Source organism: Patescibacteria group bacterium (assembly GCA_041665585.1).
Lineage (GTDB): Bacteria > Patescibacteriota > Gracilibacteria > JAHISY01 > JAHISY01 > JAHISY01.
Genome location: JBAYIN010000005.1, coordinates 68,398 through 82,800 on the forward strand (window position 1 = coordinate 68,398; position 14,403 = coordinate 82,800).

The 14,403-nt window shown below is 46.3% G+C and carries 22 protein-coding genes and 1 tRNA gene; 16 read left to right on the forward strand and 7 right to left on the reverse strand.

Going from position 1 to position 14,403, the window contains the following annotated elements; translation table 11 throughout:
- The first annotated feature begins 22 nt into the window (after nt 1-22).
- Both WCV72_04060 and WCV72_04065 read left to right on the forward strand, forming a co-directional pair.
- Nucleotides 23-421 carry a hypothetical protein gene (locus WCV72_04060; protein ID MFA6458530.1) on the forward strand — a complete coding sequence of 133 codons (399 nt, stop codon included), beginning with the start codon at nt 23-25 and terminating at the stop codon, nt 419-421.
- Between the two features lie 38 nt (nt 422-459).
- A complete protein-coding gene (locus WCV72_04065) occupies nt 460-819 on the forward strand; it encodes a hypothetical protein (GenBank protein ID MFA6458531.1) in 360 nt (119 codons plus the stop codon).
- Here the strand turns inward: WCV72_04065 and WCV72_04070 are convergent.
- The 3 genes from WCV72_04070 to WCV72_04080 all read right to left on the reverse strand — a co-directional run bounded on the left by WCV72_04070 (nt 808) and on the right by WCV72_04080 (nt 2,692).
- Nucleotides 808-884, reverse strand: a tRNA-Val gene (locus WCV72_04070). The genes WCV72_04065 and WCV72_04070 overlap by 12 nt on opposite strands.
- 261 nt (nt 885-1,145) lie before the next feature.
- A complete protein-coding gene (locus tag WCV72_04075; protein MFA6458532.1) occupies nt 1,146-2,438 on the reverse strand; it encodes an adenylosuccinate synthase in 1,293 nt (430 codons plus the stop codon).
- A gap of 26 nt (nt 2,439-2,464) precedes the next feature.
- Nucleotides 2,465-2,692 carry a hypothetical protein gene (locus tag WCV72_04080; GenBank protein MFA6458533.1) on the reverse strand — a complete coding sequence of 76 codons (228 nt, stop codon included), beginning with the start codon at nt 2,690-2,692 and terminating at the stop codon, nt 2,465-2,467.
- Nucleotides 2,693-2,753: 61 nt separating this feature from the next.
- Here WCV72_04080 and cysS point away from each other — a divergent pair, with 61 nt between their 5' ends.
- Nucleotides 2,754-4,184, forward strand: a complete 1,431-nt coding sequence (gene cysS, locus WCV72_04085) for a cysteine--tRNA ligase (protein MFA6458534.1) — start codon at nt 2,754-2,756, stop codon at nt 4,182-4,184.
- Here the strand turns inward: cysS and WCV72_04090 are convergent.
- A complete protein-coding gene (locus WCV72_04090; GenBank protein ID MFA6458535.1) occupies nt 4,181-4,777 on the reverse strand; it encodes a hypothetical protein in 597 nt (198 codons plus the stop codon). The genes cysS and WCV72_04090 overlap by 4 nt on opposite strands.
- A gap of 73 nt (nt 4,778-4,850) precedes the next feature.
- On the opposite strand from WCV72_04090, the gene tilS reads away from it, so the two are divergent.
- From tilS to WCV72_04115, 5 genes are all read left to right on the forward strand, one after another.
- A complete protein-coding gene (gene tilS / locus WCV72_04095) occupies nt 4,851-5,762 on the forward strand; it encodes a tRNA lysidine(34) synthetase TilS (protein MFA6458536.1) in 912 nt (303 codons plus the stop codon).
- A gap of 62 nt (nt 5,763-5,824) precedes the next feature.
- Nucleotides 5,825-6,406: a translation initiation factor IF-3 gene (infC, locus tag WCV72_04100; GenBank protein ID MFA6458537.1), complete on the forward strand. Its 582-nt coding sequence runs from the start codon at nt 5,825-5,827 to the stop codon at nt 6,404-6,406.
- Complete coding sequence (rpmI, locus tag WCV72_04105; GenBank protein MFA6458538.1) at nt 6,390-6,584, forward strand: 50S ribosomal protein L35; 195 nt, start codon at nt 6,390-6,392, stop codon at nt 6,582-6,584. The genes infC and rpmI overlap by 17 nt, the downstream gene beginning before the upstream one ends.
- Nucleotides 6,585-6,674: 90 nt before the next feature.
- A complete protein-coding gene (gene rplT, locus WCV72_04110) occupies nt 6,675-7,043 on the forward strand; it encodes a 50S ribosomal protein L20 (protein MFA6458539.1) in 369 nt (122 codons plus the stop codon).
- Between the two features lie 111 nt (nt 7,044-7,154).
- The gene (locus WCV72_04115; protein ID MFA6458540.1) at nt 7,155-7,667 is read left to right on the forward strand and encodes a DJ-1/PfpI family protein; all 513 of its coding nucleotides are present in this window, start codon (nt 7,155-7,157) and stop codon (nt 7,665-7,667) included.
- A gap of 20 nt (nt 7,668-7,687) precedes the next feature.
- On the opposite strand, the gene WCV72_04120 is transcribed toward WCV72_04115, so the two are convergent.
- Nucleotides 7,688-7,921, reverse strand: a complete 234-nt coding sequence (locus WCV72_04120; GenBank protein MFA6458541.1) for a hypothetical protein — start codon at nt 7,919-7,921, stop codon at nt 7,688-7,690.
- Between the two features lie 117 nt (nt 7,922-8,038).
- Here WCV72_04120 and rplO point away from each other — a divergent pair, with 117 nt between their 5' ends.
- Genes rplO through WCV72_04145 form a run of 5 tightly spaced genes read left to right on the forward strand, consistent with a single transcriptional unit; the run spans nt 8,039 to nt 10,756 of the window.
- Nucleotides 8,039-8,521 carry a 50S ribosomal protein L15 gene (rplO, locus tag WCV72_04125; GenBank protein ID MFA6458542.1) on the forward strand — a complete coding sequence of 161 codons (483 nt, stop codon included), beginning with the start codon at nt 8,039-8,041 and terminating at the stop codon, nt 8,519-8,521.
- A gap of 9 nt (nt 8,522-8,530) precedes the next feature.
- The gene (gene secY / locus WCV72_04130) at nt 8,531-9,829 is read left to right on the forward strand and encodes a preprotein translocase subunit SecY (GenBank protein ID MFA6458543.1); all 1,299 of its coding nucleotides are present in this window, start codon (nt 8,531-8,533) and stop codon (nt 9,827-9,829) included.
- 9 nt (nt 9,830-9,838) lie between these two features.
- A complete protein-coding gene (locus WCV72_04135) occupies nt 9,839-10,090 on the forward strand; it encodes a hypothetical protein (GenBank protein MFA6458544.1) in 252 nt (83 codons plus the stop codon).
- A 29-nt stretch (nt 10,091-10,119) separates the two neighbouring features.
- Nucleotides 10,120-10,275, forward strand: a complete 156-nt coding sequence (locus WCV72_04140) for a hypothetical protein (protein ID MFA6458545.1) — start codon at nt 10,120-10,122, stop codon at nt 10,273-10,275.
- On the forward strand, nt 10,250-10,756 hold the full coding sequence (locus WCV72_04145) for a type II toxin-antitoxin system VapC family toxin (protein MFA6458546.1): 507 nt from the start codon (nt 10,250-10,252) through the stop codon (nt 10,754-10,756). Before WCV72_04140 ends, WCV72_04145 begins: the two co-directional genes overlap by 26 nt.
- A 57-nt stretch (nt 10,757-10,813) precedes the next feature.
- Here WCV72_04145 and mltG read toward each other — a convergent pair whose 3' ends face one another.
- Together mltG and WCV72_04155 are read right to left on the reverse strand one after the other, a co-directional pair.
- Nucleotides 10,814-11,842 carry an endolytic transglycosylase MltG gene (gene mltG / locus WCV72_04150; GenBank protein ID MFA6458547.1) on the reverse strand — a complete coding sequence of 343 codons (1,029 nt, stop codon included), beginning with the start codon at nt 11,840-11,842 and terminating at the stop codon, nt 10,814-10,816.
- 9 nt (nt 11,843-11,851) lie between these two features.
- Nucleotides 11,852-12,172: a YbaB/EbfC family nucleoid-associated protein gene (locus WCV72_04155; protein ID MFA6458548.1), complete on the reverse strand. Its 321-nt coding sequence runs from the start codon at nt 12,170-12,172 to the stop codon at nt 11,852-11,854.
- Between the two features lie 118 nt (nt 12,173-12,290).
- Here WCV72_04155 and WCV72_04160 point away from each other — a divergent pair, with 118 nt between their 5' ends.
- From WCV72_04160 to WCV72_04170, 3 genes are all read left to right on the forward strand, one after another.
- Complete coding sequence (locus WCV72_04160) at nt 12,291-12,677, forward strand: hypothetical protein (GenBank protein MFA6458549.1); 387 nt, start codon at nt 12,291-12,293, stop codon at nt 12,675-12,677.
- Nucleotides 12,678-12,778: 101 nt separating this feature from the next.
- Nucleotides 12,779-13,501 (forward strand): 30S ribosomal protein S2, encoded by a 723-nt coding sequence (gene rpsB / locus WCV72_04165; GenBank protein MFA6458550.1) that lies wholly within the window; start codon nt 12,779-12,781, stop codon nt 13,499-13,501.
- A gap of 32 nt (nt 13,502-13,533) precedes the next feature.
- A complete protein-coding gene (locus tag WCV72_04170) occupies nt 13,534-14,388 on the forward strand; it encodes a hypothetical protein (protein MFA6458551.1) in 855 nt (284 codons plus the stop codon).
- The last annotated feature ends 15 nt before the right edge of the window (nt 14,389-14,403 follow it).

Sequence of the window (14,403 nt, forward strand, 5' to 3'; positions counted from 1 at the left end):
TTAAGTCTTCTTAATTTTTTTTATGATTGAGAAAGATTACAAGGCAGAAGAAACCGGTCTTCGAAAGTTCCTTTGTACGACGATTGGCAAATTACTAAATAATCCTCCGCCTCCAGAAGAAATTATGAAACAGCTGCTGGCAGTAGAGGCAAAACTCTTAAAAGCTGGTAGTGACTGGAATGAAGAGAAGAGAAAGATTGAGCAACAGGGTTTGTCTACATTGAAACAAGCAGAAATCGAAAAGGCTTTACGACCAGTCAACGCGGCAATCACAAGATATAAAGAAGCAAGCAATGAATATGTGAACATCAAAGCAAAAATGCGCCAAACTGAAATAAGCGACTGTCCAACACAAAAATTTAAAAAGCTAATGCGAGACTTTTTCTTACAAATTTTGCAGGAACCAGCTTTGACGAAGTAAGACTTTTTTTTATAAACTCACACCTAATTTATTAAACCATGGTCGAAGAAGTTATCACCACCGCAACAGCCGAAAAACCAGATTTTTTCGAAGCTATCCGCAAAAAAGTCCTAGTCGCGCTCGGCATTCCGCCGATTCCGGCGGAAATAATTGAGCAATACAAAAACGCAGGACACAGTTTCGACACTGCCGTGAGAGAATTTCAAGATATGATAAAGACACTTAAGGGATATGATTTGTATAACGGCGAAAAACAAGAGATGCCGCCAGAATTAGAAACTGCTCGGATAGCTTATTATCAAGCTCAAGCTGATTATAACCAAGCCGCCAGAATGTTTGGTCCAAACGGCAGATTCGCGCAAAGAAATAAGTTTAAAAACTTAAAGTGGTGGGCTTGAGAGGATTCGAACCTCTGACCTCACGCGTGTGAAGCGTGCGCTCTAACCAACTGAGCTACAAACCCATTTTAAGTATTAAGTATTAAGTATTAAGTATTAAATCATAATTACAACTTATGACTTAATACTTATGATTTATAATTTATAACCTTCTTGATGTCCATCGGGACACTCTAACCAACTGAGGGACGAAGTCCAGCCTTCGGCTCTACAAACCCATTTTAAGTGTTAAGTGTTAAGTGTTAAGTGTCTAAATCGCAATTATGACTTATGACTTATGACTTAATACTTATGTGACTTATGACTTAATACTTATGATTTAATATTTATTCTGCCATCGCCGAGCGTTCGACTCCGACACCCACCCAGCGAACCGGAATGCCGAGAAATTGCTCGATGAACTGAATGTACTTTTGCGCATTCTCGGGTAAGTCGGAAATTTTACGAGCGGCGGAAGTGTCAGCCTGCCAGCCCGGCAAAGTCTCGAAAATCGGTTCGACTTTTTCGTAGTCCTCAATCGTCGCAGGCAGCGAAGAAATCTCTTCACCGTCGAGTAAGTATTTCGTACAAACCTGAATCTCAGGCAAGTCGTTAAGAACATCGAGCTTCGTGAGATTGATTGCGTTCGTGCCATTCAGCCGAGCGGCGAAGCGCGTCGCAACGAGATCCATCCAGCCGCAGCGGCGTGGTCGTCCAGTCGTCGCGCCAAATTCCGCGCCGATCTGGCGAATTTTTTCGCCGAGTTCATTGGTCAATTCCGTCGGAAAAGGTCCCGCGCCGACGCGCGTCGTGTACGCTTTCGCGACACCGATGGAATTGAGATTTTGCGGTGCGACACCGAGACCGGAGAAGATATTGCCGGCCGTCGTCGTGGAGCTCGTGACGAAGGGAAAAGTCCCGAAATCGACATCAAGCAAAGATCCCTGCGCGCCTTCGGCGAGCACGGTTTTGCCATCGGCTAAAGCGTTTTGGAGAATTTCGGAAGTATCGCAAATCATGCCTTCGAGTCTCTCCGCCAGGTCTTCGTAAAGTGTGATTTCGCGTTCGATATTGAATTTGAAAGGCATACCTTCGATCAAATTAATCTCTTCGAGACGCGCGCGCAGCTTCACGGCAAACGATTCGAAATTCAGCAAATCACCCATGCGCAGACTCCGGCGATTCACGCGGTCAGAATAAGCCGGACCAATCCCCCGTTTCGTCGTGCCAATTTTTTTGGCACCGAGTTTCGCTTCCGCCAAACCGTCGAGTTCTTTGTGAAAGTCGAACAAGATGGTCGCGCGGTCGGAAATGAAGAGTCGGTCGGTGAATTTCACGCCCAATTTTTCGAGCTCAGCCATTTCTTCAATCAAAGTCGGCAGATGCACGACGCAACCATTGCCAATCACATTCTTCGTTTGCGGATGCAGCACGCCGGACGGCAGTTGGTGCAGCACGACTTTTTGACCATCGACGACGATTGTGTGTCCGGCATTCGCGCCGCCGCCGAAGCGCGCGACGAATTGCATTTTGCCGGCGAGAATGTCGACGAGTTTGCCTTTGCCTTCGTCACCCCAATTCAGACCGAGGACGGCTGTGAGCTTGCCTGCCGGAGAGGCAGGATTTTGATTTGAATTCATATGGGCATTTTAACACGCAGTTCTTTCTAATTACCGCAGCGAGGATCATCATCAAAAATATCGGTTGGATAATCCGAATTTCGATTAGCTTTTGTCGAGCTTTCTCTGAGAAAAACCTCCATCAATCGTGTAATTTTTTGTCGCCAAGATTGGCGTCTCAGCCAAGCATAAATTTTTTCAACAAGAGCCTGATCCTTCATTAATAATCTCTGATGTTCGGGGATAATTTCCTTTGGGCGATTTGGCTTAGGCATCGTCATTTTTTAAATTAAAAAGCAATCTCATCCTAACAAGTCTTTTGCTAAAATCGCAATCATGTTAATCCAGTTTTTCAATTCGCTCGGTCGCAAAAAAGAAGTCTTCGAGTCACTCGAAAAGAATCGTGTCAAAATTTATTCCTGCGGCCCGACGGTCTATGCCTCACCTCACATTGGCAATTTCCGCGCGTTTATTTTCGCCGATCTCCTGCGCCGCAGTTTGGAATTCCTCGGCTTCGAGGTCGAGAGCGTGATGAATATCACCGATGTCGGACACCTCGTCAGCGATTCGGATTCGGGCGAAGACAAATTGGAAAAAGGCGCAGCGCGCGAAGGCATCTCCCCGCTCGCAATCGCGCGCAAATACGAAAAGGAATTTCTTGATGATTTAGAAAAATTAAACATCGAAAAACCAACCTATCTGCCCCGAGCGAGCGAGCACATCGGCGAGCAAATTGAATTAATTAAAACGCTGGGAAAAAAGGGTTTTACTTACGAGACTTCGGACGGCATTTATTTCGACACCAGCAAATTTGCAAATTACGGTGCGCTCTCCGGTCAGAAAATCGAGGATAAAGAAGCCGGTGCGCGCGTCGCCGTGAAGTCCGAGAAGAGAAATCCGGCCGACTTCGCGCTGTGGAAATTTTGCGTCGGCGAAAATGAAAAACACATCCTCTGCTGGAATTTCGAGAGCGGCAAGCAGCTGTCTGATAAAAATCTCAGATCTGAAGCCGAAACGCGCAAAGCAAAAATCGGTTTCCCAGGCTGGCACATCGAGTGCTCAGCGATGAGCATGAAATATCTCGGCGCGTCGTTCGACATTCACACCGGCGGCGTCGATCACATTCCGGTCCACCATGAGAATGAAATCGCGCAATCGGAAGCTGCGACCGGTCAGAAGTTTGTGAATTTTTGGCTGCACAATGAATTCCTCACGATTGACGGCGGCAAGATGAGCAAAAGCCTCGGCAATCTTTTTACTTTGGCTGACCTCGCCGCGAAAGATTTCGAGCCACTCGCCTTTCGTTATTTCTGCCTGAATTCGAATTATCGCGGCAAGCTGAATTTTTCTTGGGAAGCTTTGCAAAACGCGCAGAATTCGCTTGAGAAATTGCGCAGCGCATTTCAGAAATTACCAAGCACCGGAGCAATCGACCAATTCGAGCTGGAGAAATTTGGCGTCGCGCTCGCCGACGATTTGAATTCGCCGCGCGCACTCGCAGTCGTTTGGGATTATTTGAAAAAGCCGGACGCGAACCAAGCAACTTTGGCGAAATTCGACGAAGTTCTCGGATTCGATTTAGCGCGTGAAGAAGATGCATCGGTCGAGCTTTCTGCAGAGCAGCAAAAATTACTCACCGAACGAGCCACGGCACGCGCTGAAAAAGACTTCGCCAAGTCTGATGAGATTCGCGCCAAATTCGCTGAAATGGGACTAGAAATCGAAGACGCGAAAAGTGGCGAGCAGATTGTGAGAAAGAAAAACTAGGCTTTGACTTCCGCGGGTTTTCCTAAGCTTTGCAAATATTCGATTAAGTCTCCAACTGTGCTTCCTTTCTTGTGAAGGATTTTATAGATTTCCCCTAATTTGACTGCACATGCGAAATGGTCGAAAACATTATTTCCAAATACTGTGGCATAAAAATCGTCAATTTCGCCATCTGAGTCTGCAAGCAATTCAATAAATTCTGTATCTCGGTTTAAATTTTTATGTCTAATCTTGAATCTAGTTAAAATCTCTTCAAGATAGCCCAAAACAATTTTCTCAGAATATTTTTCCAGCTGAATGTTATATGCTTCGTTAACCGCGCACATAATTATCCGATTAATAATATTCCTAATTGTAAGACGCAAAGCCTCAAATTCTTTTCGATTACTCTCAGAAAGAGTAAAACCCTGCTGATTTAACTCTTTCTCTGCTTTTTGCATTGCTTGATCAAGCACTGCTTCGAAATCGAGCCCTGACGCCAAAAGCTTGTAAATCATCTCATGTACATCAGACGCTCTATTATTTATTAAAAAATTTTTTAAATCGAAAGGCTTTTCTCCAGCTGCTTCGGACTTATCATTTGGTTCGCCCATTTTTCATGAATTTAAAAATAAGGTTTGATTTTATCCGAAAAGCTCGTGAAAGCAAATTTGTTAAAATCCGAGAATGAAAATCATCGTCGCAGTTTCGGGCGGAGTGGACTCGGTCGTCTTGCTCGACCTTTTAGCGAAAAAGAAATTAGCTAAGTTTTTGGGACGCAAGTTGCCGAAAATTGAAATCCTGGGCGTCGCGCATTTCAATCACCGCATTCACCGCGAAGCGGATGCGCAGCAGCAATTCGTCAAGCAATTGGCAGCGAAATATCGCCTGCCGTTTTTCACGAAAACTAGTTCGCGCAAAATTAAATCCGAGGCGGAAGCGCGCGCGGCACGCTACGAATTTTTGGAGAAGCTTTGGCAAAAAGAAAAAGCCGACACAATCGCGCTCGCCCACCACGGCGATGATCAGGTCGAGACGATTTTTTTGAATCTGATTCGCGGCTCCGGACTCGCCGGTGCGACCGGGATGACCGAACTCGCGGGAAAAAAGTGGCGACCATTTTTGGAGATTCCGAAAGCGCAAATCGAAGCTTACGCAAAAAAAGCCAAATTAAAATTCGTGGTTGATCCGACGAACAGCGATCCAAATTTTGCGCGGAATTATTTGCGCGCGGAGATTTTGCCGAGAATGCGCCAGCTGAATCCGCGTCTGGACGAAGGCATTCGGCGCTTCGCGAAAATCGCGCGCGAGAATTTGGAGCTGACGAATTTGCTCGCCGCCGAATTTTTGCGCCGAACGGAAAATGCGCAAACCATTCCGCTGCTAGAGTTTGGCGTACTGCCACCTGCCGTCGCGAAGGCGGTCGTGCGCGAAATTTATCTGAAAGAAATCGGTAATTTGCAGAAAATTGAGGAGCGCCATGTCGCCGAAGTTTTAGCATTGGCGCGGAATTCCGCCGGTGGCAAACAGAAAAAATTCGGCGAACTCACTTTCCGGACTGCGAAACTCGCCGGTCAGCGTGTCCTGAGCTGGAAATAGTTTTTGACAGTCGCCAACTTTTTGCTAAAATTCCGCGGCTTTTCGTTTTTTTAATTTATTTTTTGCCTCCTCGAAAGAGATACACACCAGCCGTGCGGATTCCCCGCCCGATCATGAATGAGCGAATCTTCGCGCGCGAAGTGTTCGTGGTCGGTTCAGATGGCGAAAAATTGGGCAAAATGCTGACGAGTGAAGCAGTCGCGAAAGCGAAAGCGGAAGAACTCGATCTCATTCTCGTCGCGCCGAAAGCCATTCCGCCCGTCGCCAAAATTCTCGATTGCGGCAAATGGATGTACGAACAGCAAAAAGCACTCTCGAAAAATAAATCGAGTGGCAAAGCAAAAGAGATGAAAGGCGTGCGACTCGGTGTCCGCATCGCGGAAGGCGATCTCGCCACGCGCGCAAAACAAGGTCGCGATTTCCTCGCCAAAGGTCACAAGCTGCGCGTCGTCCTCCAATTCAAAGGTCGCGAAATGACACACTTCGACCTCGCGCTCGCCAAGATGAAAGAGTTCGCTGCTCGCGTCGATGAAGTCTCGAAGATTGAAGAATTACCTAAAAAAATGGGACGCCAGCTCATCATGATTCTGACTCCCGAAAAGAAGAAAATTATTAACTCACCAGAAAATGAAACTAAAGACTAATCGTTCCGCCGCCAAAAGATTCCGCAAAACCGGAACGGGCAAAATCGTCGGACGCAAAGCTGGTCGCGGTCACCTCCTGATGCAAAAATCCAAGTCGCAGAAGAAGCTCGCGAACAAACCGAAAATCCTCGCGAAAGGCGACGCGAAACGCATTGCGTATTTGCTGCCTAATCTGTAAATTAATTTTAAATTTAAAATTTAAAATTTAAAAAATTCTAAGATTTGATCTTGTTCCAAAATTTAAAACTTAAACTTTAAAATTCATCCCATGAGAGTAAAAGGAGGCACCACCACCCGCGCCCGCCACAAAAAAATCTTAAAGTCGACTAAGGGATATCGCGGTCGTCAGAGGACCAATTTCCGCGTCGCGAAGCAGGCGAATATGAAAGCCGGCGAACACGCCTACATCGGTCGCAAACTGAAAAAACGCACTTACCGCGCGCTTTGGATTCAGCGACTCAATGCTGCAGTCCGCGCCGCTGGACTCACTTATTCGCGCTTCATCGACGGACTGACGAAATCAAAAATCGTCGTGAACCGCAAAAATCTGAGTGAGCTTGCCATCAACGAACCAAAAACTTTTGAGAAATTGGTCGAGGCGGCGAAAGCAAAAGCCAGCTCGCCAGTCCGCAAATAGCTCAAAAGTAAAAACCCCAATGGAAAAACTGGAACTCAAATCGAAAAACGGTTTGAAAATTAGAGTCAGTTTTTTCTTATTCCTTTTTCCTTAATTCTTAATCCTGACCTTGTGAGGCATGCTCTCTTCATCATCGCGCCGGAAAATTTTCGTGACGAGGAGCTTTTCGTGCCACGCGAAATTTTGGAGAAAAATGGAATCGTGACGACCATCGCCTCGACTGAGGCTGGTGTTTGTCACGGAAAATTGGGCGGCGAAGTGGAAGCCGCGATTGGCTTGAATCAAATTAATGTCGAAGATTTCGACGCAATTATTTTCGTCGGCGGCGCTGGTGCGCAAATTTTTTGGCACAATCCTGCCGCACTTTTGATTGCACAAAAAGCCGTCGCGCATGACAAAGTCCTCGCGGCGATTTGCGCCGCGCCGACTATCCTCGCTTTGGCAGAAGTTTTACAAGGTAAAAAGGCGACTGTTTTCTCAGATGAAAATTACGAAAAAATCTTAACCGACCACGGCGCACTACTCAGTAAAAATGAAATTGAAGTCGACGGAAAAATCATCACCGCAAACGGACCAGCCGCCGCCGCAGAGTTCGGCAATAAAATCGTAGCGCTACTTAGATAAAAACTACTTCAGTTATCATCCTAAAAGAGCAATTTCTTTCTAAGCGAAACAAGTTTCGCTGCTTCTTCCGTATCACGGAATTTGCTTCCTATTTTTTTTGCAAGCGAATCAATAGCAAGCAAAGCATCATCGCCGCGATCAAAAATGCGTTTTACCGCTCTTCGTGTTTTCGGGTTTAAACCTTTAACTAAATCCGTTATCTCACTACAAGCATAAATTATTTCTCTTGGAACCCTAGTACAATCGTCAATCATGTCCTAAAAATTAATTAAGACTGGATTTTAGACAGTTTTTTATTTCGCTGCAAATTTCTTTTTCGATTTGCGCTTAAATACCTTTTTGTTTAAAATCCGCGGGCTTAATTTTTCCTAATGCAACAACACACTCTTCACCCGAAAAAAGGTTCGACTCATCGCAGCAAACGACTCGGTATCGGTGACCGCTTCGCCGGTCGCGGCGTGAAAGGTCAGCAAAAACGCGTCGGCGGCAGCTCGAAATTTTCTGCAGCCTTCGAAGGCGGACAAACTTCAATCATCCGCCGCATGCCGAAACTCGGTGGCTTTCGCAATATCAATCGTGTCGAATTTCAGCCAGTCAATACTTCCTCGCTCGAAAAACTCACGATTGACAAAATCTCACGCGAAACTTTGAAAGAAGCTGGGCTGATTCGCTTCAAGAATAAACCAATCAAACTACTCGGTTTCGGTAAGCTGACTAAAAAATTAACTTGCTTCGTGGACGCCGTCTCGGCTTCTGCCAAAAAAGCCATCGAAGCGGCCGGTGGCACAATCCAGCTTCCGGTGAAAAAAGTAGTTGAAAAGAAGGTCAGAAAAGCGGAAGATTCCAAAAAATAATTTTTTGTAATGAATTACTTCAAGAGAATTTTTCAAGCCCCCGATCTGCGCAAGAAAATTCTTTTCACTGTTTTTGCGCTCGTACTGTATCGCGTCATTTCGCATATCACTGTCCCCGGCATCGACCGCGCTGCGCTCGAAGGGATTTTCAAGCAAAATGAATTGCTCGGCGTCTTCTCGATGCTCACCGGCGGAAGTTTGAAAAATTTCTCGATCGTGCTGATGGGACTTACACCATACATCAATGCTTCGATTATCGTGCAGCTCATGACCGTCGTCATTCCACAACTTGAAGAGTTATCGAAGGAGGGCGAACAGGGACGCAACAAAATTAATTCCTACACGCGCTGGCTCGCTTTTCCGCTGGCTTTTTTACAAAGCTACGGCATGATTTTACTTTTGAATAAATCCGCGGGCGGCACGCTCATTCCGGGTATTTCCAATCCGATGGTGATTCTCCCGATCATGCTCACGATTTCCGCCGGTACGATTTTCCTCATGTGGCTGGGTGAAATGATGACGGAAAAAGGTATCGGCAATGGTATTTCGGTTTTGATTTTCGCGTCGATTGTCTCCGGTATTCCATCCGTCCTCGGACAGACACTCGGCATCGCTCAATTCGACCAATCGAAATTAATTCCTTTCGTGATCCTCCTCGCCGTCACCGTCGCACTCACGATCTTCGTCGTACTCGTGACAGAAGGTGCGCGCCAGATTCCGGTAAATTACGGCAGCCGTGCGGGCAGCCGCGGCGCCCAATCCGCGCTCCCAATCCGCATCAATCAAGCCGGCATGATTCCGATCATCTTCTCGGTCTCGCTCGTCACCTTCCCGACCATCATCGCGCAATTCCTACAAAACTCCGCAAATGTGACTGTCAAAACTGTTTCCAATTTTGTCCTCACACATTTGAATGGCTCAGCTCCGGGACTTTTGTACATCGTTTTATATTTGTTTTTCATCATCGCGTTCACTTATTTCTATGTTTCGATTACTTTCGATCCGAAGAAAATTGCTGAGAATATCCAGAAACGCGGTGGCTTCATCCCTGGCATTCGCCCGGGTCGCGAGACTGCCGAATATCTCGGCGGTGTCTCGAGTCGGCTCAATCTCTGGGGTGGACTCTTCCTCGGCTTCGTCGCAGTGCTGCCAATCATTCTCACGAAATTTTTCGCCAGCCAATCTTTCGGCTCCGTGCCGCTCTTGATCTCCGGCGCAGGTCTCATCATCGTCGTCGGTGTCGTGCTGGAATTGATTCGTCAGATCAACGCGCAGCTGATCATGCACGATTACGACAAGTTCAATTAATTCGCTACGATGAATGACGCACCTGAAAATCCAGTCGAAAAGAAGCTCGACGAAGTTTTGAAAGTCCTGCAAAAAATCGAGCAACAGGGTCATCGCAATCCTTGGGGCAGCGGAGCGAAATTTGTAATTTTGAATTTCGCGAAAATCGTCGCTTCGATTTTGACTTTGGTTTTGCTCTGGAAAATCTGGGGCTTAGTCAATGGCATCTCGGGCAATTTTGATTTCCTCCTCGGGAAAATCGGCGATTTGAAGTTTTGGTAAAAAAAATTATCTGCTAAAATTTAACCAGAATGAATAAAGTTCTTGAGCCATCTCGAAAAAAAAGCAGTGTCCCGGCAAATGATGTTAAGGCTCTTTTAGAAGCAGCCAAAAAAATGGAATCATATGCTTCGGAATTACTCAAGAAGATGAAAGAAGAAGATGAAAGATATTCTTGTAGACACTAATATCGTAATTCGAGGAGCATCCAGTCAAAAGTTTTTTGAGAAATTTTTAAATTATTGCAATCTAAAAGGCTTAACTATCGCTATTTGCGATGCAGTTAAGTTTGAATTTCTACGCGGTGCGAATCGTAAAAGCACCAAGGAAGAAATTGAGAAGGCGCTAAATATCTTTAGAACTGAGGATTTTTCAATGCCAATCTCTAAAGATATTTACCTTGATGCAATTACTCTATCCCAACTTTACACACATAAAGGCATACCCTTAAAACAAATTTCTTTTTTGGATTGCGTAATAGGAGCAACCTTAAAAAAGTACGAAAATAAATTACTACTTGCAACAATGGACTTAAATGATTTTCCTTTGTCCATCTTTGACAGAGTAGATATTTTCACATTTGATGATGGCGAAGTAAGTGTAGTCGGTATTTATAAGTTCAACTGTGAAAAATTTGAGAAAGTCCTAGCTAATTTTAATAAATCGTAAGTTGCCTTTACGCCATGAGACAAAAAGAAATTTTGTAGATTTAAATCTACAAAGTGTTTAGTTCCCTATGAATTCAGCCTTATTTTCATTGTGCTCTTCGAGTGTCCGCGCGAAGTGAATCTCGCCATCGGCGTCGTGCAGATAGTACCAGTATTCATTTGACTCAGGATGTAGTGCCGCCGCGATGGCTGAGCGGCTCGGTGAGCAGATTGGTGTCGGCGGCAGCCCGCGATTGATGCGCGTGTTGTAGGGCGAATCAAGCTCGAAATCTACCGTGAATAAGTTTTCACGATGACCGAGAATGTAAAAAAGTGTCGAGTCGGCGTAAAGTCCCATGCCGCTTTCGATACGCCGCCAGAGAATATCGGCAACCTTCGCGCGATTCGCTTCAGAATTTTCTTCTAGCTCGACGATCGAAGCCATCGTGAGAATTTCGTGCAGCGAGTATTTCGAGTTCGCCGCATCGAAACCAAGCTCATGTAAATTATTTTCCATCGCAGTCAGCATCCGTGCGACGAGATCCTCGACGGAGAAATTATCCGGATCGATTTTGTAAGTCGCCGGAAAAAGATAACCCTCGAGACTCGCGACCGTCCGACCAGAGAGCATGCTCGACGGTTCGATTTCCGCACCGCCCGAGCGCACGAAATTCGAAAATTCGCCCGGCTGAATCAAACCGAGCTCGACTAATTTCGCGTCAATCTCAGCGGAATTCCAGCCTTCCAAAATCGTGAGCGAAACTTGCGCGACTTCACCAGCTTGCAAAATTTCCGCGACTTCGGGAATCGTCTCTCCGCCGTGAAATGTGAAATGTCCGGCTTCGACTTTGGTATCGAGCTGATTTTGCGCGAGGTATTTCGTGAGCGCCCAAGCCTCGTCGACCACGCCAATTTCCGCGAGCCGCGTCGTGACACTTTTCAAGCTTTCACCAGTTTCAATCACGAAATCAACCGTCGCCTGATTCACGCTCGGTCTGGCGAGCAGCGCCGGATAATAGACGAACTGGCGATAGACGAAAAGCGCAACCAGTAAAGTGAGAGCAATTCCGACTAGCTGCGTCAGAATTTTTTTAAATTTAAATTGCATCAGAAAAAATTAATCTTGCGGAGCAGCGCCGCCACCCAGCATGCCCTGCATGTCCGCCATCACGCCTTTCATTTTTTCCGCTGCGATTTCCTGCGCTTTTTTGATTGCCTTGTTTCCGGCTGAAACGAGCGCCGCTTCCAATTTTTCGGCGTTTTCTGGCGTCTTCATGACATCCGGAATTTTGGTGGAAATCATTTCCATCTCGCCATTCACCGTGACAAAAACTCCGTCCGTCTCGGCTTCGACATGGATGTTCGCGAGCTCTTTTTTAATCTGCTTTGCCTGTTTTTGCAGCTTGTACATGTCACGCGCTTGTCCGAACATTCCCATTTGATTGAAATTAAAGCCCGAAAATTTTAGCCTAAATCTCGAGGATAAGAAAGCTTCTCGAATTTTTTTGACGAATCAAGATTCTCGTTTTAAAATCGAAGACTTATAACTTTAAAAAATGCTTAAAAAAGCAACCATTGAAAAAGAAGCGAGCGGAGAAGATCAAATTCCAGAAAATATCACGATAACCATTCAAGCAGCTGAACAGCAACTTGCCGAGATTAAAAGAAAAATAGAGGCAAAAGAATTAAGCTTCCCGAATCTTTCGGAATTAGCCCATTCTTTGAACTCCAAAATTAATCAAGAGCTCAAAAGGATTCATGCTGATAGCCAACAAGGCGAACCCAATAATGTGCTCCTAGTTCTAAGCGGGATACAAAAAGATTTGGCAAAACTGGTCGCGAGGGAATCAACGATGAAATTATTGAAAAATAAAAAATTTTTCAGAACAATGGCGAAGATAGTTCTTACTCTTAATTTAGAAGGCAAGAAAGGTAAATCATAATTTGCGTAAAAAAAACTTTTCCCGTAAAATCTCGGCACTTTTGCGGCGGATCGGGTCACTCCTCCCGAAGCGAACCCGCAAAAAAATTTAACCCCCCAAGGATGAATAACACTGACGATCTCCGCCGCTTACTCGCGGCTGGTCTCCACTTCGGTCACAAAACTGCCAAGTGGAATCCGAAAATGGCGCCGTTTTTGTTCGGCTCGAAAAACGGCATGCACATCTTCGACCTCGAAAAAACCGCAGCCGGACTTACCGCGGCGATGAATTTTCTCGAAAAATCAGCCAGTGAAAAGAAAGTGATTTTGCTCGTTTCGACGAAGCAGCAGACACTCGAAAGTCTCCCCGATCTCGCACTCGCACTCGCCTGCCCTTATGTCACAGTCAAGTGGTTCGGCGGCTTGCTCACCAATTGGCAGACGACGAAAGAAAGAATCCGCCAACTGCGCGACCTCAAAAGAGAACGCGACGAGACTGCTTTCTCACGCTATTTGAAAAAGGAACGCACGCAGAAATTGAAGCAAATCGAGAAACTCGAGAGCTGGCTCTCCGGTATCGAAACTCTGGAAAAGAAACCGGATGTCGTCTTCGTGCTCGACACCGTCCGCGACAAACTCGCCGTCCGTGAAGCCAAGAAATGTGGCATCCCGGTCGTCGCTGTTTGTGATTCGAATGCTGATCCGGATTTCGTCGACTACCCGATTCCAGCGAATGACGATGCTGTGAAAGCGATTCAATTGATCTTGAACGAAGTCCACGACGCAATCGAGCGCGGACAGAAAAAACCGGCAGAAGTGAAAACTAAGACAGTTGCCGAGAAATAATTTAAAATTTCTCTGTAATTAACCACCCGAAAATGAACGACGAAAATCGCAACCCCGCAGATCCGAATCCGCCGGTCGAACCACATCTAGTCGAGCCGATTTATAATCCAGACGCGCCGATTCCAGCTCCTGCTGAAAAAATTCCAGTCGCGCCGATAGAAATCCCGACTGAGCCAATCGAGTCACAGCTAGCCGAACCGATTTATAACTCAAATGTGCCAAACCCAACTCCTGCTGCGCCAGTCGAAGATCATGGGAGCTTTCAGATTCCAGTCGTCGAGACAGAGCCCGTCGTGGAAACTCCAGCCAAACCAGTGGAAACACCAGTGGCTGAAGCCCTGATAGAACCAACTTTCGAACCGGCCGCCGAAATTGAGATGCCGGAAGAAGAAATTATCGTCGGTGCGCCAAGTCGCCCAGGCGACAAACCGGAAAAACCCGAGAGCGAATTCGCTCCGCAAAACTACGCGCCGACAACTCCTGCGACTAGTGTCGCGAACAGCACGCCGAAAAATAAAACCGGCTTCCGTCCGGATGGCGTCACGCCTCTCGACCCTGAGGAGAAAATTTTCGCAGCCATCGGCTACATTTCTTTCCTCGCTTTTCTGCCACTCATCACCCGCCGCGATTCGGAATTTGCGCAACATCACGCTTGGCAGGCAGTCGTAGTCTTCCTCGGATTTTTGTTTTTATTAATTTTTGGCGGTTTCCTGGGTCTCGCCGGATTCATTTCCTTCCTGATGGTCATCGAATTCATCGGCGGTTTCTTGTTCGCCTACAAGGGCGATTGGTTCAAAATTCCGGTCGTTTATGATCTTTCTTTGAAGCTGAGAGAGAAGATGCCGCCACAAAATCCGCCGGCTGCCAACACTCCTAGCGCGAATTGATTCGCTAAGATAAGT

Excerpts from the sequence above, each read along its gene's own strand:
- WCV72_04060 (MFA6458530.1), top strand. The coding sequence starts at position 23 with ATGATTGAGAAAGATTACAAGGCAGAAGAAACCGGTCTTCGAAAGTTC.
- WCV72_04065 (MFA6458531.1), top strand. The coding sequence starts at position 460 with ATGGTCGAAGAAGTTATCACCACCGCAACAGCCGAAAAACCAGATTTT.
- WCV72_04075 (MFA6458532.1), bottom strand. The coding sequence starts at position 2,438 with ATGAATTCAAATCAAAATCCTGCCTCTCCGGCAGGCAAGCTCACAGCC.
- WCV72_04080 (MFA6458533.1), bottom strand. The coding sequence starts at position 2,692 with ATGCCTAAGCCAAATCGCCCAAAGGAAATTATCCCCGAACATCAGAGA.
- cysS (MFA6458534.1), top strand. The coding sequence starts at position 2,754 with ATGTTAATCCAGTTTTTCAATTCGCTCGGTCGCAAAAAAGAAGTCTTC.
- WCV72_04090 (MFA6458535.1), bottom strand. The coding sequence starts at position 4,777 with ATGGGCGAACCAAATGATAAGTCCGAAGCAGCTGGAGAAAAGCCTTTC.
- tilS (MFA6458536.1), top strand. The coding sequence starts at position 4,851 with ATGAAAATCATCGTCGCAGTTTCGGGCGGAGTGGACTCGGTCGTCTTG.
- rpmI (MFA6458538.1), top strand. The coding sequence starts at position 6,390 with ATGAAACTAAAGACTAATCGTTCCGCCGCCAAAAGATTCCGCAAAACC.
- rplT (MFA6458539.1), top strand. The coding sequence starts at position 6,675 with ATGAGAGTAAAAGGAGGCACCACCACCCGCGCCCGCCACAAAAAAATC.
- WCV72_04120 (MFA6458541.1), bottom strand. The coding sequence starts at position 7,921 with ATGATTGACGATTGTACTAGGGTTCCAAGAGAAATAATTTATGCTTGT.
- rplO (MFA6458542.1), top strand. The coding sequence starts at position 8,039 with ATGCAACAACACACTCTTCACCCGAAAAAAGGTTCGACTCATCGCAGC.
- secY (MFA6458543.1), top strand. The coding sequence starts at position 8,531 with ATGAATTACTTCAAGAGAATTTTTCAAGCCCCCGATCTGCGCAAGAAA.
- WCV72_04135 (MFA6458544.1), top strand. The coding sequence starts at position 9,839 with ATGAATGACGCACCTGAAAATCCAGTCGAAAAGAAGCTCGACGAAGTT.
- WCV72_04140 (MFA6458545.1), top strand. The coding sequence starts at position 10,120 with ATGAATAAAGTTCTTGAGCCATCTCGAAAAAAAAGCAGTGTCCCGGCA.
- WCV72_04145 (MFA6458546.1), top strand. The coding sequence starts at position 10,250 with ATGAAAGATATTCTTGTAGACACTAATATCGTAATTCGAGGAGCATCC.
- mltG (MFA6458547.1), bottom strand. The coding sequence starts at position 11,842 with ATGCAATTTAAATTTAAAAAAATTCTGACGCAGCTAGTCGGAATTGCT.
- WCV72_04155 (MFA6458548.1), bottom strand. The coding sequence starts at position 12,172 with ATGGGAATGTTCGGACAAGCGCGTGACATGTACAAGCTGCAAAAACAG.
- WCV72_04160 (MFA6458549.1), top strand. The coding sequence starts at position 12,291 with ATGCTTAAAAAAGCAACCATTGAAAAAGAAGCGAGCGGAGAAGATCAA.
- rpsB (MFA6458550.1), top strand. The coding sequence starts at position 12,779 with ATGAATAACACTGACGATCTCCGCCGCTTACTCGCGGCTGGTCTCCAC.
- WCV72_04170 (MFA6458551.1), top strand. The coding sequence starts at position 13,534 with ATGAACGACGAAAATCGCAACCCCGCAGATCCGAATCCGCCGGTCGAA.